This window comes from uncultured Bifidobacterium sp. (assembly GCF_959020145.1).
In the GTDB taxonomy this organism is placed as follows: Bacteria; Actinomycetota; Actinomycetes; order Actinomycetales; family Bifidobacteriaceae; genus Bifidobacterium.
On record NZ_CAUEQY010000004.1, the window covers coordinates 1 to 16,992 of the forward strand.

Sequence of the window (16,992 nt, forward strand, 5' to 3'; positions counted from 1 at the left end):
CGGTGTTGGTAAACAATGGCTTCAGTGTGCCTGGCACACGCGTGGCCTACCCTAAAGGGAGAATTACATGACAGTTAAGATTGGTATTAACGGCTTTGGTCGTATCGGTCGTCTGGCTTTCCGCCGTATCTTCGAGCTGCAGGCTCGTGGCGGCCAGGCCGGTGACATTGAGGTCGCTGCAATCAACGATCTGACCACCCCGTCCATGCTGGCCTACCTGCTGAAGTACGACAGCACCCACGGCACCTTCCGTCATGACGATGGCACCCCGGTCGAGGTCACCTCCACCGACGATTCCATCGTGGTCGACGGCAAGGAATACAAGGTCTATGCCGAGAAGGATGCCAACAACATCCCGTGGGTCAAGAACGACGGCGTTGAGTTCGTGCTCGAGTGCACCGGCTTCTACACCTCCGCTGAGAAGTCCCAGGCCCACATCAACGCTGGCGCCAAGAAGGTCCTGATCTCCGCTCCGGCCAAGGACGAGACCACCCCGACCGTCGTCTTCGGCGTGAACCACGAGACCCTGAAGGCTTCCGACGTGATCGTGTCCGCCGGCTCCTGCACCACCAACTCCATGGCCGCCATGGTCAAGCTGCTGGACGAGAACTGGGGCATCAAGGCTGGCTTCATGACCACCATCCACGCCTACACCGGCACCCAGATGATCCTCGACGGCCCGCGCTTCCCGAAGGCTCGCAACAACCGCGCCGCCGCCATCAACACCATTCCTCATTCCACTGGCGCCGCCAAGGCCATCGGCAAGGTCGTTCCGTCCGTGAACGGCAAGCTGCAGGGCCACGCCCAGCGCATCCAGGTTCCGGATGGCTCCGTCACCGAGCTGACCACCGTCCTGAACAAGGAAGTCACCGCCGATGAGATCAACGCCGCCTTCAAGGCCGCCTTCTCCGACACCGACTTCTACGGCTACAACGAGGATGGCATCGTGTCCTCCGACATCATCGGCGACACCCACGGTGGCGTGTTCGATCCGACCCAGACCGATGTCAACACCGTTGACGGCCTGACCATGGCTCGCACCGTCTCCTGGTACGACAACGAGTACGGCTTCACCTGCAACATGGTGCGTACCCTGCTGTACTTCGCCGAGATCTCCGAGTGAATCGGCGCGGAGTAATCCGCACGGTTCGTCTCTGAACCTCAGACAAAGGGGCTTTCGCTTCGGCGGAAGCCCCTTTTCGTATCCGAAACGCCACAACGGACACGTGGAAGGCTTATTATGGGCGGCATGGCAAAGAAAAAGCATGAGAAGGGCGCCGGTTCCACACCGGCCACCGTGCAGTTGGAAAAAGCCGGAGTTCCGTTCAAAACCTACGAATACGCGCATTCGAACGATCACATGGATGACGGTTATGGGGTTGAGGCCGCCACCAAGCTCGGTTTCGACGAGCATCAGGTGTTCAAGACGCTGATGGCGGACACCGGCTCCGAACGCGTGGTCGGCGTGGTGCCGGTCAGCGGACATATGGATCTGAAGGCGCTGGCCGCGGCAGTCGGCGCGAAGAAGGCGGCGATGGCCGATCCGAAGGTCGCCATGCGCGAATCCGGCTACGTGGTCGGCGGCATCTCCCCGCTTGGCCAGCGCACACACCACAAGACGGTGCTTGACGAAAGCGCGCTGCAATACGACGAAATCCTGCTGTCGGGCGGCAAACGCGGTTTCTCAGTCGGCGTCAATCCCAACGATCTGCTCAAGGTGCTCGACGCGGTAGCGGCGCCAATCGGCACTTGGTAAAAAACACGCCGATACATCACACCAATACATAAGTGGGTGGTCGGAACAACACGATGTTCCGACCACCCACTTGCGTAAGCGAAAGGTTCGCGCTATTTGCGCAGTTCCGCAGGAAGCACGAAATGCATGTTCTCCTTGATGGTTTCGATGGTGCTCACATCCTGGTAGCCAAGTTCTTGCAACGCTGCGACCACGCCGGAAACCAGCTCGTCCGGCACGGAGGCACCCGAGGAAATACCCACGGATTCGACACCTTCAAACCATGCGGGGTCAAGTTCCGAAGCATCATCAACACGATGGGCGCGACCAGCGGCGCCAACAGCCGTTTTTGAGGCGTACCGCGCGTTAAGTCCCTCCTGAGCGACTTCCATCAACCGCACGGAATTCGAGGAATTCGCGGAGCCGACAATCACCACGCAATCGGCTTGCTCGGCAACGAGCTTGACCGCCGCCTGACGATTCGACGTGGCATAGCAGATATCGGAGTTCGGCGGCATTTCAAGCCATGGGAAACGAGCTTTGAGCGCGGTGATCGTGCCAGCGGTCTCATCGACGCTCAACGTGGTCTGCGTAAGCAGCACCAGTTTCGTGTCAGGTTGGAAATCCAACGAGTCGACGTCGGACGCATGCTCGATCAAATGCACATGTTCCGGCGATTCCTCCACCACGCCAACGGCCTCATCGTGGCCTTTATGCCCAATGTAGATGATCTCGTAACCTTCCTTGACAAAACGCAGCACCTCGCGATGCACTTTGCTTACCAGCGGGCAGGTGGCATCGACCACATGCATGCCGCGCGCCGCGGCCTCGGCTTTGACCGCCGGAGACACGCCGTGGGCGGAAAATACGATTGGGATGCCGGCTTCGGCGGCGGCATCGGGGATCTCAGCCAATTCCTGCACGAACACCGCGCCCTGCGCGGCCAAATCCTCGACGACATGCTTGTTGTGCACGATCTGGCGGCGCACATACACCGGCGGCAATCCGTCGGCACGTGGCGTATCGGCGGATTTGAGAATCGTCCGCACCGTCAGAATCGCCCTATCCACGCCGGCGCAGAATCCGCGCGGATCCGCCAGCACGATGCGTTTGCCCATGTCAAGCCGCCTTCCAATCGTATCCATCCATCACAACAGCAATCACCAATATTAAGGCACGGGCGCCGTCAATCGACATCGGCCGTCTTCATCCGCAGAATTTCCACACGACAAGCGCATCCACCACCACATCGTGAGCGGTAACATAGTAGCGGAAACACAGTCGACAACACTATGGAGTGATTTATGACCTGCACCAATCTGCCGCCACGCACCGGACAGCAATTTTCCATTTCGCATGGCGATTACCATGCCGTCGTCACCGAGTTGGGCGCGACGCTGCGCAAACTGACCTACCAAGGCGAGGACATCATCGTCTCCCCCGGTCCGGATGACATGGTGACCTGCTGCCACGGCCAGCTGCTCATCCCGTTCCCGAACCGCATCGAGAATGGCGAATACACCTTCGAAGGCAAGACCTACACGCTGCCGATCGACGAGCATGAGCGCCACAACGCCATCCACGGCTACGGCAAGCGCGCGTTCTGGAAGCTTGTCTCCCTTAAAGAGGATGCCGTGACCCTCAGCTGGCGTGCCCCCAACATGGAGGGATATCCGTTCGACATCGTGGTGACCGCGACGTACAGCCTCGCCGACGATGGCCTGCATCTGAACATCAACGCCTACAACAACGGCGATGCGGACGCACCGTGGGCCTTGGCCATCCACCCGTGGCTCGCCAACGGCTTCAACGGATACGGCGATGAGATCGACGCCCACAACGCCAAGTGCAGCCTGACCGTGCCGGGGCGCACGCATGTCACCGTCAACGAGAACCTCATTCCGACCGGCACCGAGCCGGTGGACGGCACCAAGTATGACCTGCGTAAGGACACGCTGCTCACCGAGCAGCCGTTCGACGACGCTTGGACGGATCTGGAGCATGCCGAAGACGGCACCGTCACCGCGGTGTTCACCCGTCCGGACGGCAAGAAGGTGCGTGTGGGCGGCGACGAGACCGTCACCTCGTTCCAGGTGTGCACCGGCACCGGTTTCCCGGCCATCAAGCATCCGGCCGGAGTGGCGGTGGAACCGCAGACGGCATACGCGAACGCGTTCAACACCGGCAAGGACCTCATCGTCATCAAGCCGGGCGAGACGTCAAGCACGGCGCTGTTCATCGGGATGCTCGACTGATATAATCACCATCGGAATAAGTCCCGGCCACACAGCGGACGCCGAATTTGGCAAACGTCTCGCTCGTGTGCGATAATCCCGAAGGCTTATTAATCGCAAGTAAAGGAGTCCAATCATGGGCATGCGCGGACGTAAGCGCAAGGATCGTCGTAAGAAGGCCGCCAATCACGGCAAGCGCCCGAACGCCTGATCCCTGCCGGCGCGAATAGCGTCACAGAGCATGGAAAACCCCGCGGAATCATTACGGTTCGCGGGGTTTTCCCATATTCAGACGCTGATGCGGCGGGCGCGCCTCGCGTCACATCAGCGTGGCACTTGGCGCATGAAACGCCGCACGTCCTTCCAATTACTCGTCACAACAGTGGTCAAGTGTCGCCTCAAGCCTGTCGATCAGGCTTTGCGGCGCGTGTTTCGGCCGCAGGTACGCGCGCATCGCTGCGATCAGCGCACGTTCGCGTTCATCGCAACAGGTCTCCGGGTCGAAGCAGTCCCCGGAAGCCACGACATGCACGCTGGCATGCGTCACCTGCGTCACCACACCGTTCGTGTTGGTGGTGGTCGAAGTAATGGAGATGTGCCGTTCCATTGGTTCGCTCATGGTCGATCCTTCCCGGCAGTGGCATAGCCACGTTCCTTGGCGTAATTGGCAAGCTCACGTTTCAGCTGTGTGCGGGCGCGGTTGAGCCGGCTCATCACGGTGCCGATTTTCACGCCTTGTTCCTCAGCTACCTGGCTGTATGATTTGCCGTCGATCGCGGCGTCGATGAAAACCTGCCTGCGTTCCGGGGAAAGCCGGTTCAAAGCGGCCATGATCTCCTCCGGCGCGTAGGCGTCCAAGTATTCCTGTTCGGCGGATTTGAGCTGTTCGGAGGAATGCTCGGACGCGGAATACAGGTCCCAGTCGTCGTATTCGCCGGTGGAATCGTTGGCGCGTTGCGGCCGTCGCTTGGCTTTGGCGTACTGGTTGAAATAGGCGTTGCGTTCGATGGTGGTCATCCAAGCCGCGAAATTCGTTCCTTCTTTGAAGGAGTCGAACGCCTTGAATCCACGTTCGAAGGTGTCCTGCACCAGATCCTGCGCGTCGTCGGGATTGTTGGTCAGTTTCATCGCCTGCCGGTACAGCGAGTCCACGACGGGCATGGCAAGCTTCTCAAACCGCGCGCGCCGGCCTGCCATGGATTCCGTTTCTTGTTCAGTCACACCCTCATTGTAACTTCCCCGACGTCACACGTCGTGCACATGGTTGCCGCTAAAATGGCTCTTCGGTATCCGCTCGGCGTCTCATACACAGGGAGAACACGAAAACATGGCTTTGACTCTGGAATCGGCGGCCCGACTGCTCGATAGGCACGGACTGCTGCGCGAAATCATCCGCGGCGATGTCTGGACGCTTGATCCGCACGACATCAAGGGATTCGACGAGCCGTTCTCCGCAATCACCTACGACACCCGCAAGGTGGAGCCGGGCACGTTCCTGTGCTGCAAGGGCCGTTTCAAGGCCGAATATCTGCAGGGCATCGACGAACGCGGCCTTGCCGCCTATGTGTCGGAGAACGACTTCTCCGACGCCACGCAAGCTCCGGGCCTTATTGTGGATGACGTGCGCAAGGCCATGGCTTTGCTATCGGCTGAATTCTATGGTCGTCCGCAGGACCAGTTGAAGGTGGTCGGCATCACCGGCACCAAAGGCAAGACCACCACCGCCTATCTCACGCAGGCGATGCTCAATGGCTGTTCCGGCGGCAAGTGCGCGCTGTTTTCCTCCGTGGACAATTGTCTTGACGGCCACACCTACGTGGAATCCGATCTGACCACGCCGGAATCCATGGATGCGTTCCGCATGATGCGCGAGGCCGTTGATAACGGCATGGAATATCTCGTCATGGAGGTCTCCTCGCAGGCCTACAAGGTGGACCGCGTGTTCGGTCTCACATTCGACGTGGCCGCGTTCCTCAACATCAGCCCGGACCATATCAGCCCGATCGAGCATCCGACGTTCGAGGATTATCTCCACTGCAAGCGTCAGATCGTCAAGAACTGCCGTGCCCTCGTATTGGGTGCCGATTGCGCGCGCGCCGACCTCATCCGGCAGGACGCACGTCATGCCAGCGTTCCCGTCACCACGTTCGCGCTTGGCGGCGATTCCACGGCAGACGTCATGGCCGCGCCGGCGAATGACGATCACAGCCGCTTCTCCATCGTCATCGACGGCACCTCGATCGGCGAGTTGAGCCTGACATTGGACGGCGATTTCAACTATGCGAACGCGGCGGCGGCCGTCGCGATCGCCCGTGCGGCCGGTTTCGATTTCGGTTCCGCACAGGCCAAGGACGCGTTGCGTGAGATGGAGCCGGTACGCATCGCCGGACGTATGGAGCATTTCAAGGACACGCGGTCGAACACCATCGCCATTGTTGATTACGCGCATAACTACGCGTCCGTCACCGCGTTGCTTGACTACGTCGATCAGCGTTACGGCAGCGAAAAGCCGGAAATCACGCTCATCACCGGCTCCGCTGGAAACAAGGCATACGATCGCCGCGCCGAAATCGTCCACGCCGCGCAGGACCGCATCGACCATCTCGTGCTCACTTTCGAAGACACCGACGACGAGCCTGTGGAACAGGTCTGCGCGGACATGAACGACAGCGTCACCAACCCGCAGCTTGACGTGAAGACCATTCTCGACCGTGCCGAAGCCGTGGAGACCACGGTAAGCCGCGATCGCAAGGATCCCGAGCATCTGCACATCATCCTCATCATCGGCAAGGGCAACGAACGTTGGTTCAAAGACCACGGCAAGCACATCCCTTACGAGGGCGACGACCGCATCGTGGAACGTGTGTTCCGTCTCAAATAACAACTAAGGTGAAGGCATTATGACACGATTCCAACCGATTCTGCTGGGCAGCGACATCAACGTCTACGGCATGGCCAGGGCGTTCCATGAGGAGTACGGCCTCGTTTCCGAGGCGTATGCGTATTTCCAGCTGAGCCCCACGAAATTCAGCCGTATCGTCAACGTGCACATCGTCGACGATTTCAACAACTTCGTCACGTTCCGTAATTTCATGCTCAAGCTCGGCAAGCGTATGAAGGCCGAGGATCCGGAACGCGTGCTGCTGCTCATCCCCTGCGGCGACGTGTACGCCAATCTGCTGAGCCAGTGCGGCGACGATCTTCGCGAATATTTCGTATACAACACGCTTGACGTGAACCTTTCGCGCCGGCTCGCCTACAAGTCCACGTTCTACCAGATCTGCGAGCAGTATGATCTGCCCCATCCGAAGACGCGCACCGTCACCGCCGATGAGGTGAAGGCAGGAACCTACCGTGATTTGCCGTTCAGCTATCCGGTGGCCATGAAGCCCGCGAATTCGGTGGAATGGCTCAACATCGATTTCGAGGGCCGTCGCAAGGCCTACATCTTCAACGATCCGGCCGAATTGGAGACCATCATCAAGCGTGCGTACGATGCCGGATACACGTCCGAAATGGTGATTCAGGACTTCATCCCCGGCGACGATTCCCGCATGCGTGTGCTGAACGCCTATGTGGACCAGCATCATCGCGTGCGTATGATGTTCCTCGGCCACCCGCTGCTGGAGGATCCCTCCCCTGTCGCCGCAGGCAACTATGCGGCCATTCTGCCCGACTACAACGAGGGTGTGTTCCGTCGTATCAAGGCTTTCCTCGAGGACATCAAATACGAGGGCGTGGCCAATTTCGACATGAAGTACGACGAACGCGACGGCGAGTACAAGCTGTTCGAAATCAACCTTCGCCAAGGACGTTCCAGCTATTTCGTCACGCTGAACGGATTCAATCTGGCGAAGTATTTCGTCGACGACCTCGTCGAGGACACGCCGTTCGACGGCAACACCCTGTTCGGCCGCGGTTCGAAGCTGTGGCTTGAGATTCCGAAGTCGATTTTCCTTGATTACGTCGCAGAAGGCGCTGACAAGGAAACCGGCAAGCGCATGCTCAAGTCGGGCGATTGGGGTACCACCTTGGAGTATTCCAAGGATATGAATCCGCTGCGTTGGCTGATGATTCGGCACATGTTCTCGATTTACAAGAAGAGCTATGCCAAGTACTTCACCAAGAAGGGCGAGCTTAAGTGAAACGACCGTTTTTCGCCGTACTGGGCGGCATGGGCACGCTGGCCACCGAAAGCTACATCCGCTTGGTCAACCGCGCCACGCATGCCCATTGCGATCAGGATTATCTGGACTACATCGTCTTCAACGATTCCTCCGTGCCGGACCGCACCGCGTACATTCTCGGCGAATCCGACGAGAATCCCTTCCCCGTACTCGCCGACGATATCGAGAAGGCAACGGCGATGGGCGCGAGTTTCATTGTGCTCACCTGCAATACCGCGCACTATTTCTATGACGATTTCCAGGCGTTGACGACGGTGCCGATTCTGCATATGCCACGCGGCGCGGTGGCACGCATGGCTCAGCGTTATCCGAAGGATCGTTTTCCGCGGGTCGGTTTCCTCGGCACCGTGGGTTCGCGCAAATCCGGCGTGTACAAGCGTGCCGTCGAAGAGGCCGGGTACACGTTCGTCGAACCGACCGACGAGTTGCAGGCCCGTATCACTTCGCTGATTTATGACGATGTGAAAGGTAGTGGCGAGCTCAATCTGGAACGCTACGAATCGGTGTTGCGCGATATGCTCGATCCGGCAGGCCCCTGCGCGTGCGACACGCTGATATTGGGCTGCACCGAGCTGAGCGTGCTCAACGAGGCGTTTCCGCTGCCCCAGCTGCCGGTCATCGACGCGCAGGCCGTGCTGGTGGAAGATACCGTGGCGCGGGCCGAAGCGTTGCGCGCGTAGCTATTATTTGTCACGCCTATCTTCGACTGCTTAGGCGTCGGACGATAAAACAAGATTGTGGGTGGCTTCCCATTGCCTGGGGAGCCACCCACAATCTGTTTTATATGGACGGTGTACGCCGCACGTATGGCGTCATCGTCCGATGTTGTTTCGCTTCGTCACTTCGTTTCGTTTTCCGAAGACGTTTCCGCATCCGCCGGTTCGTTGGCATCCGCCGCCTCATCCATTTCATCCGCATCGGCGTCTGCTAAAACGGAATCGTCCGGACCGACGCTGCCGAAATCGTTGATGTTGAAATCGGGGTTGGCGTCGGATTCGAAATCCACGTCAGCCTCGTCCTGCTTTTTGCGCGGTTCCGGATCGACGGCTTCCTGGAACACACGTTCGGCCTTTGGCTTCTTCAGGTCGGGGTTGATCTTCTCCTCCAGCATGAGTCGCGCATCACCGGCGGTTGTGAAGCTGCCACAGACGAGCACGCCATGACCGTAGCCGACGCCCAGTTCGTCATCGGCATCAACCATGTTGACGGCTTCCTGGATGGCGTCCGGCAATTCGGGAATGCAGGTGACGCGTTCCGGCCCGAAAACACGGTCCGCGATCTTCTTCAGATCCTCAGCCGGCATCACTCGGTCACGCCACGAGTTCTCGGTGACGATCACATGGCTCAGCAACGGTTCGAGCACGCCCAGATACTCCTCGACCTGCTTGTCCCCCATCATGGCGACCACGCCGACGAGCTGCTGGAAATCATAGTTCTCTTCAATGGCGGCACGCAGCGATTCGGCCGCGTTCACGTTGTGTCCGCCATCAAGGATGATGGTAGGCGAGGTACGAATTTGTTCGATACGTCCCGGAATGCGTACGCTGCTCAACGCTTCGGCCACCAAATCGCCGTCCAACGCGCCGTTGACGGGAATCACCACTTCCGCCGCGCACAGTGCGGCGAGCGCGTTGTGTGCCTGATGCTCGCCGAATTTGGCGATCGGCACTTCCGTGTAGGTGCCGTTCGGGGTGCGCAGGGTGGCCACCTGGCCGCCGACGGCCGGCACTCGGGTAACGACTTCCGATTCGACGCCGTCGCGCACCAAGCTGGCGTGGTTCTCCTTGGCCGCGGCCTCGATAATCGGCATGACCTCGTCCTCGTGTGGCTGGCGGCCGATGATGGCGGTGCAGTTCGGCTTGATGATGCCGACCTTTTCCGTGGTGATTTCCTCCACGGTGTCGCCGAGCCATGCCATGTGGTCCATGTCGACCGGTCCGATGATGGCCGCGTCCGCGTCGAGCACGTTGGTGGCGTCCCATCGGCCGCCCATGCCGACTTCCACGATGGCGACGTCGACCGGCGCGTCGGCGAATTTCCAGATGGCCATGGCGGTGAGCACTTCGAAGAAGCTCATCTTCGGCTTGCCCAGCTCGTCCATTTTCATGTCCACGATGGCGACGAGGTCCTTGACCTGGTCCCATGTGTCGACGAAATCGTCGTCTGACAGCTGCTGGCCGTCGATGGCGATGCGTTCGTTGACGTGTTCCAGATGGGGCGAGGTGTATAGGCCCGTACGCATGCCGTAGGCGCGGCAGATGGCTTCGGCCATACGTGCCGTGGAGCCCTTGCCGTTGGTGCCGGTGATGTGGATGACGCGGAACGACTGCTCCGGATGGCCCATGATGTCGAGGATCATCTTCATGCGTTGCAGGTCGAGATTGGTGGTGTTGCGTTCCGATGGACGGCTCATGATGTCGCGTTCGACGTCGATCATGCTTTCGTTGTTGCGATTGGGATGTTCGAATGACATATTTCCCGTTTTCCTCCCGTACCTTGCGGACAGCACACTAAACTTTTCCCATTCTAGATGTCCGCATGAACGTTGCGCGCCGGGAAAAGTTATAGGATGGGTTGCGGTAATTTCCGTACGTTACGAATGCATGTTCAGGAGATGTGATGGGCGAAGTCATTACTGACAAGGACAAGGAATACGAGAAGATGGAGCGGGAGGCCGCTCCGGGACCGGATCAGGCCATGAGCGATCGTGTGAACAATCGTTCGCTGCGTCCGCGTTCCGAGGCGTTCAAGGAGTTCATGACCACCGGTTGGGATGACAACGAGCCGCAGATCGAGCCGTTGGAGTCCTCCAAGTACACGCCGGCGCGTCTGGAGGCGTTGGGCAAGGCGTTCCCGGGCGAGCGTATCGTGATTCCGGCCGGACAGCCGAAGGTGCGCAACAACGATTGCGATTACGCGTTCCGTCCGGATACGACGTTTTCCTACTACACCGGTTTGGGTGAGGATTTCGAGGCCGGCGCGGTGCTGGTGCTGAATCCCGTCGATCCGGATTCTCCGGAGGCGAAGGCCGGCAAGACGCATGTTCCGGAACTGTTCGTGGCTCCGCGTGCCAACCATTACACGCAGGACTTTTTCATGAACGCCCATTATGGCGAGTATTGGGTGGGTCCGCGTGCCGGTGTGAAGGAAATGACCGCGATGACCGGCATCGAAACCAACGACATCGCGCAGCTGCCCGACGCGTTGAGCAAGGATGTCGGCACTGAGGCCGGCGCGGTGCGCGTGCGCGTGATCCGCGAAGCCGATCCGGCGATTACCAGCATGGTCGAGGAGATCCGTGAAGCCAACGGTTTCGCCGATCCGGACAACAACACCGCTGCCGATGACAAGCTGCACGAATTCGCCGCCGAGGCACGCATGTGCAAGGATGAGTATGAGGTTCGTGAGATGCGCAAGGCGGTCGCGGCAACCAAGCATGGTTTCGACAACATTCTGCGCAAGATTCCGTCTTCCCTTGGCAAGCCGCGTTCGGAGCGCATGCTGGAGGGCGCGTTCAACGCCATCTCCCGTGAAGAAGGCAACGAGGTCGGCTACGACACCATCATCGCTTCCGGCGCCCACGCTCCGATTCTGCATTGGATGCGCAATACCGGTACCGTGGAGTCGGGCGAGCTGCTGCTCATCGACGCCGGTGTGGAGGTCAACAGCCTGTATACCGCCGACATCACCCGCACGTTCCCGACCAACGGCAAGTTCACCGATTTCCAGAAGAAGCTGTACCAGGCCGTGTTGGATTCCCAGCAGGCCGGTTTCGAGGCGGCCAAGCCGGGCGCCACGTATTCGGACATCCATCATGCGTGCATGCGCGTGATCGCCGAACGTCTGCATGACTGGGGTATTCTGCCGGTCGATGTCGAGGAGTCGCTCTCCCCTGAAGGCCAGCAGCATCGCCGTTGGCTCGCCTGCGGCGTGGCCCACCATCTGGGTCTCGACGTGCATGATTGCGCGCAGGCGCGTTATGAGTCGTATCAGAACGCCAAGATTCGTCCGGGCATGATCTTCACCATCGAACCGGGCCTGTACTTCCGTGAGGATGATCTGCTGATTCCGCCGGAATACCGTGGCATCGGCATTCGTATCGAGGATGATGTGCTCATGACGGAGGATGGTCCGGAATGGATTTCCGCGGGCATTCCGAAGCAGATCGACGATGTCGAGGCGTGGATGGCCGATATGGCCGCCGAAGGCGTGAAGGCCTGAGGATGCATCATGCCCACGCCTGAATTCGTGCTCTCGCTACGTGAAAAAATAGGCCACGATCTGTTATGGCTCATGGGCGTCTCCGGCTATGTCGAGGACGAGCAGGGCCGTGTGCTGTTGGGGCGTCGTTCCGACACCGGCGAATGGGCCATGGTGTATGGCATCAACGAGCCCGGAGAGGAACCGGCCGATACCGTTGCCCGCGAGGTCAAGGAGGAGACCGGCGTGGATGTGGTCGTCACCGATCTGGTGTCGGTCAAATCGTCCAGAAAGGTCCTCACCTATGCGAATGGGGACAACACCATGTACATGGATCACCTGTTCATCTGCAGGCCCGATCCGAATGGCAACACGGAGCCGTTCGTCGGCGATGAGGAAAGCCTCAACGTGGGCTGGTTCTCCCCTGATGCTCTGCCCGAACCGTTGGCAGCCACCACGGTGGAACGCATGGCTTACGTACGCGAATATCTGAAGGCCAAGGCGAATGGCGATTCCCATGCCCAGTTTGCCTTCAACGGCACCATCCGCTGAAATCGCCTTCCATACATCATAAAATGGAATCCCCGCAACGTTTCAAGCGTTGCGGGGATTCCTTTTTATTAGATTCCGTGGATCAGCTCACTGCTGGGCGGCAAGCAGCTCATGCAGATGCTCGCGATGCTTGCGCTGTTCGCGCGGATCGGGCACCGGCAGGGAGGCCAGCAGCTTCTGCGTGTATGGGTTCTGCGGATTCTGCATGATCTGGTCCGCATCGCCATGTTCCACGATCTGGCCCTTGTGCATCACCATGATGCGGTCGGCGAGCATGTCGACCACGGCGAGATCGTGGGTAATGAACAGGCATGCGAAGCCGATTTCGGCCTGCAGCTTCTTGAACAGTTCCAGCACCTTCGCCTGCACCGACACATCCAACGCGGAGGTCGGTTCGTCGGCGATGAGCAGGCTCGGCTTCAACGCCAACGCGCGTGCCAAGGAGGCGCGCTGGCGCTGGCCGCCGGACAGCTCGTGCGGGAAACGGTTCATGTAGGCGCGCGGAAGCTGCACCATCTCAAGCAGATCGCCCACATACTTGCGGGCATCTGATACCGACGAGAACTTCTTGTGCACGATCAACGGTTCGGCCACGTTTTCCGCGATGGTCATCAGCGGATTGAACGAGCTGCCCGGATCCTGGAACACGAAGCCGATGTCGGCGCGCTTGGGCTTGAAATCACGTTCCTTCACACCGTTCATTTCTATGCCTAGAACGTTCAGGGAACCGCCGGAAACCTTCTGCAGGCCTGCGATGGCACGGCCAGTGGTGGATTTGCCGGAACCGGACTCGCCTACCAGACCGAGCACTTCGGAACGGTGGATGGTGAAGTCGATGCCGTCCACGGCCTTGAAATCAGGCTGCATGAGATGACCCGGATACGTGATGGTCAGTCCCTTGGCCTCGACCGCGATGGGCTGATCGCGCCAATCCTTCTCACGTTCGATGACCTTGCCATCGGCATCCTTGACGACCAGTTTCTGGCCAATACGCGGCACGGCGGCAAGCAGACGCTTGGTGTAGTCGTCCTTCGGCGAGTAGAAGATCTGCTCGACGCTGCCCTGTTCGACGACGTGGCCGCGGTACATGACCACGACCTCATCGGCGATGTCGGCGATCACGCCCATGTTGTGGGTGATGATGAGCACGGATGCGTCGAACTCGTCGCGCGCCAGACGCAGCAGGTCGAGGATTTCGGCCTGCACGGTCACGTCGAGGGCGGTGGTCGGCTCGTCGGCCAGAATCAGGCCGGGGTTGAGCACCAGGGCCATGGCGATGACGATGCGCTGCTTCTGGCCGCCGGAGAACTGGTGTGGGTAGTAGTCGATGCGGGTTTCCGCGTCCGGAATGCCGACCTTCTTGAGAATGTCGATGGACTTGGCACGGAGTTCCTTCTTGTCCTTCATGCCATGGGCGCGAAGGCCTTCCTCGATCTGCCATCCGATGGTATACACCGGGTTGAGCACCGAATTGGGCTCCTGGAACACCATGGCCGCTTCGGCGCCGCGCATTTCGCGCAGCTGTTCGCCGGACAGCGACAGCACTTCCAGCTCCTCGGTGCCCGCGCGGTTCGACAGGTACACCGCGCCGGAGGTCGTAGCGGTCTCCGGCAGCAGCTTGATGAGGGAGCGTGCGGTCACGGACTTGCCGGAACCGGACTCGCCCACCACGCCGATGACCTTCTTACGGGGAATTTCGAAGCTGATCTTGTCGATGGCTTTGATGGAACCGGCGTCGGTCATGAACGAGACGCTGAGGTCCTTGATCTCGGCGAGATTGCCTTCCTTGATTTCACTCATCGGTTCACTCCCCTTCCTCGGAAGCCCATTCGGAAGCCACGAATGACGGATCACGGTCGGTGACGGTCACCGGTTTGTCGCTGGCTCCCATCGGATTCTTCGCCGCCTCAAGTTCGGCGACGACCTCGTTGCGCTTGCCTGGCTCCTGGCTGGGGTCCACGGACGTGTCTTCGATGGAACCCACCACTTCGCCTGCGGACTTGCGGGCGCGCAGACGCGGATCGGCCAGATCGTTCAGCGATTCGCCCACCAGGGTGATGCCCAGCACGATGAGCACGATGGCCAGACCCGGGAACACGGCGGTCCACCAGATGCCGGCGGTCACATCGGAGACGGCGCGGTTGAGGTCGTATCCCCATTCGGCGGCCGCGGTCGGTTCGATGCCGAAGCCCAGGAAGCCCAGGCCCGCAAGGGTCAGGATGGCTTCGGAGGAGTTCAGCGTCAGGATGACCGGCAGGGTTCGTGTGGAGTTCTTGAACAGGTGCTTGGTCATGATGCGCCACGTGGAGGCGCCGACCACGCGGGCGGATTCCACGTACGCGGATTCCTTGATGCGGATCACTTCGGCACGGATGGTACGGAAGTATTGCGGAATATAGACCACGGTGATGGAGATGCCGGAGGCGAAGATGCCGCTCCACAGGCCGGACTGGCCGTGGGAGATCATGATCGCCATCAGAATCGCCAGCAGCAGCGACGGGAAGGAGTACACAGCGTCGGCGATCATGACGAGCACACGATCGACCCATCCGCCGAAATAGCCGGAGACCAGGCCGAGCAGCACGCCTGCGAAAATCGACAGCAATACCGCGACGACGATGGCGATGACGGCGGTGCGGGCACCCCAGACCACACGGCTGAACACATCGTAGCCACCTGCAGTGGTGCCCCAGATGTGTTCGGAGGACGGTGCCGCCTGGGCCGGGAAGGAAACGCCGTCGGCGCCCTTGAGCTGCGCGTAGCTGTATGGCGCGATGAGCGGCGCGAAAATGGCGACCAGCAGGAAGAACGCCGTGAGCACGAGGCCCGTGATCAGCATGCCTTTCTGCCAGCCGACTGCGACGCGTAGTTCCTTGATGATCGGAATCTTATGCCAGAATGGCGTCTTGTTGCCGAGCTTGAGCTCGTCCAGACGATTGTCGCCTGGAACGGTGACCTTGTTGGCAGATGCTGCGGTCATGTCAGTACCTCACTCTCGGGTCGACCAACGCGGCGATGACGTCGACGATGAAGTTGACGACGGCCACGATGATGGCGATTAGGATAACGATGCCCTGCACGGCCACGAAGTCGCGTGCCTTCAGGTACTGCGACAGCATGAAGCCGAGTCCCTTCCATTCGAAGGTGGTTTCGGTGAGCACCGCGCCTGCGAGCATCAGGGCGATCTGCATGCCCATGACGGTGATGATTGGAATCAACGCCGGCTTCCATGCGTGCTTGTTGAGCAGACGCTTCTCGGAGACGCCGCGGGAACGTGCCGCTTCGACGTAGCCGGAATTGTAGGTGGCGATCACGTTGGTGCGCACCAAACGGATGAACACGCCGGCGGTCAGCAGGCCCAACGCAAGGGCCGGCAACACAGCGTGACGGAGCACATCAAGCAACACGGACATATCACCCAACTGGATCGCGTCGATGATGTAGAAGCCGGTCGGCGAGACCAGTCGGGAGAACTGCATCTCGCTGCCAAGCGATGAGCGCCCGGATGCCGGCAGCACGTTCAGCCAGATGGCGAAGATGAGCTTCAGAATCAGGCCGAGGAAGAACACCGGGGTGGCATAGCACAGGATGGCGAAGGTGCGGATGCCCGCATCGGCCGCGTGGTCACGCTTGCGTGCGGCGATGCGTCCCAAGCCGATGCCGACGATGAGCGCGACGATGAGCGCGAGGAACGCCAGCTCGAATGTAGCGGCACCATAGTGAGTAAGGATGGTACTCACTTTTTGGTTATCGGTCAATGTGGTGCCGAGATCGCCATGCAGCAGGCCGCCAAGATAATCGATGTACTGCACGATGAGCGGACGGTCATAACCGGCCGCGTGGATACGCTTCTGCAGTTCCTCGGGAGTGAGACGGCCACCAAGAGCGGCGGAAATCGGATCGCCGGTAGCGCGCATCACGAAGAAGACGATGGTTACAAGAATAAATACTGTAGGAATGATCAGCAGAAAGCGTGTGAGCACGAAACGGAAGAATCCGCTTGAAAGCTTGTTTTTCTTGGCTTTCGGCTGAGCCTCGGTTGCGCTTTGCGTCACGTCGGGCTCCTTTTCCTTATTGGTGTTTT

The 16,992-nt window shown here is 59.8% G+C and carries 15 protein-coding genes; 8 read left to right on the plus strand and 7 right to left on the minus strand.

What is annotated here, in order from left to right:
• The first annotated feature begins 67 nt into the window (after positions 1-67).
• Together gap and ybaK are read left to right on the plus strand one after the other, a co-directional pair.
• Positions 68-1,123 (plus strand): type I glyceraldehyde-3-phosphate dehydrogenase, encoded by a 1,056-nt coding sequence (gene gap / locus Q5H33_RS02355; RefSeq protein ID WP_302422815.1) that lies wholly within the window; start codon positions 68-70, stop codon positions 1,121-1,123.
• Positions 1,124-1,249: 126 nt separating this feature from the next.
• On the plus strand, positions 1,250-1,756 hold the full coding sequence (ybaK, locus tag Q5H33_RS02360) for a Cys-tRNA(Pro) deacylase (protein ID WP_033499760.1): 507 nt from the start codon (positions 1,250-1,252) through the stop codon (positions 1,754-1,756).
• Between the two features lie 92 nt (positions 1,757-1,848).
• Here ybaK and Q5H33_RS02365 read toward each other — a convergent pair whose 3' ends face one another.
• Complete coding sequence (locus Q5H33_RS02365) at positions 1,849-2,853, minus strand: 4-hydroxy-3-methylbut-2-enyl diphosphate reductase (RefSeq protein ID WP_033499716.1); 1,005 nt, start codon at positions 2,851-2,853, stop codon at positions 1,849-1,851.
• Positions 2,854-3,039: 186 nt separating this feature from the next.
• Between Q5H33_RS02365 and Q5H33_RS02370 the strand changes: the two genes are divergently transcribed.
• On the plus strand, positions 3,040-3,990 hold the full coding sequence (locus Q5H33_RS02370) for an aldose 1-epimerase family protein (RefSeq protein ID WP_302422817.1): 951 nt from the start codon (positions 3,040-3,042) through the stop codon (positions 3,988-3,990).
• Between the two features lie 346 nt (positions 3,991-4,336).
• Here Q5H33_RS02370 and Q5H33_RS02375 read toward each other — a convergent pair whose 3' ends face one another.
• Complete coding sequence (locus tag Q5H33_RS02375; RefSeq protein WP_003810716.1) at positions 4,337-4,588, minus strand: hypothetical protein; 252 nt, start codon at positions 4,586-4,588, stop codon at positions 4,337-4,339.
• Positions 4,585-5,166, minus strand: coding sequence for a sigma-70 family RNA polymerase sigma factor (locus Q5H33_RS02380; RefSeq protein ID WP_003810718.1), 582 nt, complete (start codon positions 5,164-5,166; stop codon positions 4,585-4,587). Before Q5H33_RS02380 ends, Q5H33_RS02375 begins: the two co-directional genes overlap by 4 nt.
• Before the next feature lie 130 nt (positions 5,167-5,296).
• Between Q5H33_RS02380 and Q5H33_RS02385 the strand changes: the two genes are divergently transcribed.
• From Q5H33_RS02385 to Q5H33_RS02395, 3 genes are read left to right on the plus strand one after another with little or no spacing between them, the layout of a single operon-like run.
• Entirely contained in the window at positions 5,297-6,850 is a 1,554-nt protein-coding gene (locus tag Q5H33_RS02385) for a UDP-N-acetylmuramoyl-L-alanyl-D-glutamate--2,6-diaminopimelate ligase (protein WP_033499718.1), read from the plus strand.
• 19 nt (positions 6,851-6,869) lie between these two features.
• Positions 6,870-8,114 (plus strand): carboxylate--amine ligase, encoded by a 1,245-nt coding sequence (locus Q5H33_RS02390; RefSeq protein ID WP_033499719.1) that lies wholly within the window; start codon positions 6,870-6,872, stop codon positions 8,112-8,114.
• Entirely contained in the window at positions 8,111-8,836 is a 726-nt protein-coding gene (locus Q5H33_RS02395; RefSeq protein WP_011743433.1) for an aspartate/glutamate racemase family protein, read from the plus strand. Before Q5H33_RS02390 ends, Q5H33_RS02395 begins: the two co-directional genes overlap by 4 nt.
• Positions 8,837-8,994: 158 nt before the next feature.
• Here the strand turns inward: Q5H33_RS02395 and Q5H33_RS02400 are convergent, their stop codons facing one another.
• Positions 8,995-10,629 carry a folylpolyglutamate synthase/dihydrofolate synthase family protein gene (locus Q5H33_RS02400; RefSeq protein WP_080723518.1) on the minus strand — a complete coding sequence of 545 codons (1,635 nt, stop codon included), beginning with the start codon at positions 10,627-10,629 and terminating at the stop codon, positions 8,995-8,997.
• A gap of 146 nt (positions 10,630-10,775) precedes the next feature.
• On the opposite strand from Q5H33_RS02400, the gene Q5H33_RS02405 reads away from it, so the two are divergent.
• Positions 10,776-12,377: an aminopeptidase P family protein gene (locus Q5H33_RS02405; protein WP_033499720.1), complete on the plus strand. Its 1,602-nt coding sequence runs from the start codon at positions 10,776-10,778 to the stop codon at positions 12,375-12,377.
• Between the two features lie 9 nt (positions 12,378-12,386).
• Positions 12,387-12,908, plus strand: a complete 522-nt coding sequence (locus Q5H33_RS02410; protein WP_003810728.1) for an NUDIX domain-containing protein — start codon at positions 12,387-12,389, stop codon at positions 12,906-12,908.
• A gap of 87 nt (positions 12,909-12,995) precedes the next feature.
• Here the strand turns inward: Q5H33_RS02410 and Q5H33_RS02415 are convergent, their stop codons facing one another.
• The 3 genes from Q5H33_RS02415 to Q5H33_RS02425 are packed head-to-tail and all read right to left on the minus strand — an operon-like array spanning position 12,996 to position 16,963.
• The gene (locus Q5H33_RS02415) at positions 12,996-14,708 is read right to left on the minus strand and encodes an ABC transporter ATP-binding protein (protein ID WP_003810730.1); all 1,713 of its coding nucleotides are present in this window, start codon (positions 14,706-14,708) and stop codon (positions 12,996-12,998) included.
• Positions 14,709-14,712: 4 nt separating this feature from the next.
• The gene (locus tag Q5H33_RS02420) at positions 14,713-15,888 is read right to left on the minus strand and encodes an ABC transporter permease (RefSeq protein ID WP_003810731.1); all 1,176 of its coding nucleotides are present in this window, start codon (positions 15,886-15,888) and stop codon (positions 14,713-14,715) included.
• Position 15,889: 1 nt separating this feature from the next.
• Positions 15,890-16,963 (minus strand): ABC transporter permease, encoded by a 1,074-nt coding sequence (locus Q5H33_RS02425; protein WP_003810734.1) that lies wholly within the window; start codon positions 16,961-16,963, stop codon positions 15,890-15,892.
• Positions 16,964-16,992: the final 29 nt, after the last annotated feature.

Bases quoted from the DNA above. Each gene is read 5' to 3' on its own strand.
- Q5H33_RS02380 (WP_003810718.1), bottom strand. From the start codon at position 5,166: ATGGCAGGCCGGCGCGCGCGGTTTGAGAAGCTTGCCATGCCCGTCGTG.
- ybaK (WP_033499760.1), top strand. From the start codon at position 1,250: ATGGCAAAGAAAAAGCATGAGAAGGGCGCCGGTTCCACACCGGCCACC.
- Q5H33_RS02365 (WP_033499716.1), bottom strand. From the start codon at position 2,853: ATGGGCAAACGCATCGTGCTGGCGGATCCGCGCGGATTCTGCGCCGGC.
- Q5H33_RS02410 (WP_003810728.1), top strand. From the start codon at position 12,387: ATGCCCACGCCTGAATTCGTGCTCTCGCTACGTGAAAAAATAGGCCAC.
- Q5H33_RS02400 (WP_080723518.1), bottom strand. From the start codon at position 10,629: ATGTCATTCGAACATCCCAATCGCAACAACGAAAGCATGATCGACGTC.
- Q5H33_RS02390 (WP_033499719.1), top strand. From the start codon at position 6,870: ATGACACGATTCCAACCGATTCTGCTGGGCAGCGACATCAACGTCTAC.
- Q5H33_RS02405 (WP_033499720.1), top strand. From the start codon at position 10,776: ATGGGCGAAGTCATTACTGACAAGGACAAGGAATACGAGAAGATGGAG.
- Q5H33_RS02385 (WP_033499718.1), top strand. From the start codon at position 5,297: ATGGCTTTGACTCTGGAATCGGCGGCCCGACTGCTCGATAGGCACGGA.
- Q5H33_RS02370 (WP_302422817.1), top strand. From the start codon at position 3,040: ATGACCTGCACCAATCTGCCGCCACGCACCGGACAGCAATTTTCCATT.
- Q5H33_RS02420 (WP_003810731.1), bottom strand. From the start codon at position 15,888: ATGACCGCAGCATCTGCCAACAAGGTCACCGTTCCAGGCGACAATCGT.
- Q5H33_RS02375 (WP_003810716.1), bottom strand. From the start codon at position 4,588: ATGAGCGAACCAATGGAACGGCACATCTCCATTACTTCGACCACCACC.
- gap (WP_302422815.1), top strand. From the start codon at position 68: ATGACAGTTAAGATTGGTATTAACGGCTTTGGTCGTATCGGTCGTCTG.
- Q5H33_RS02415 (WP_003810730.1), bottom strand. From the start codon at position 14,708: ATGAGTGAAATCAAGGAAGGCAATCTCGCCGAGATCAAGGACCTCAGC.